This window comes from Paenibacillus sp. MER 180 (assembly GCF_023713665.1).
Lineage (GTDB): Bacteria > Bacillota > Bacilli > Paenibacillales > Paenibacillaceae > Paenibacillus_B > Paenibacillus_B suaedae.
Genome location: NZ_JAMAVT010000084.1, coordinates 1 through 409 on the forward strand (window position 1 = coordinate 1; position 409 = coordinate 409).

The 409-nt window shown below is 42.8% G+C and carries 1 protein-coding gene; it reads right to left on the reverse strand.

Annotation, left to right across the window (positions count from 1 at the left end):
* Positions 1-13: 13 nt before the first annotated feature.
* Entirely contained in the window at positions 14-307 is a 294-nt protein-coding gene (locus M3661_RS29945; protein ID WP_251491380.1) for a hypothetical protein, read from the reverse strand.
* Positions 308-409 lie beyond the last annotated feature (102 nt).

A 409-nucleotide genomic window follows, 5' to 3' on the forward strand; every position in this document is an offset into this window, starting at 1 on the left:
TACCCAATGTGTCTTAGCGGTTACCTTTTTCATAGCTCAGTTCTCCGTAGATAGATTTGCATATCTCTTTCGCTTTGCCGATTTCCTCGAAAGTAACATCCGTTGAATAGGTAGATGCATATATGATATCTTCCAGTACGTCTTTTAATTTCAACTCTCGTTCTTCTGCTGCGTCCGCTCGTTTCTTCTCGGCTCCACACTCTTCACGCATCCGAAGGAACTTGGCCTTTAGGGAATGGTAATCACAGTTATGCTTCGCTACAATCTGCACCAACTCTTTGTACTGTTCATCCGTTAGCTTATTCATTCTGTTCACTCTCCATCGCCAACTCTTCACGTATCGCTTCAGATAAGCGAGGAATGAGTTTATTTACGAATGCTTTTGCCGATGCAGGATAACTCGTGTTAT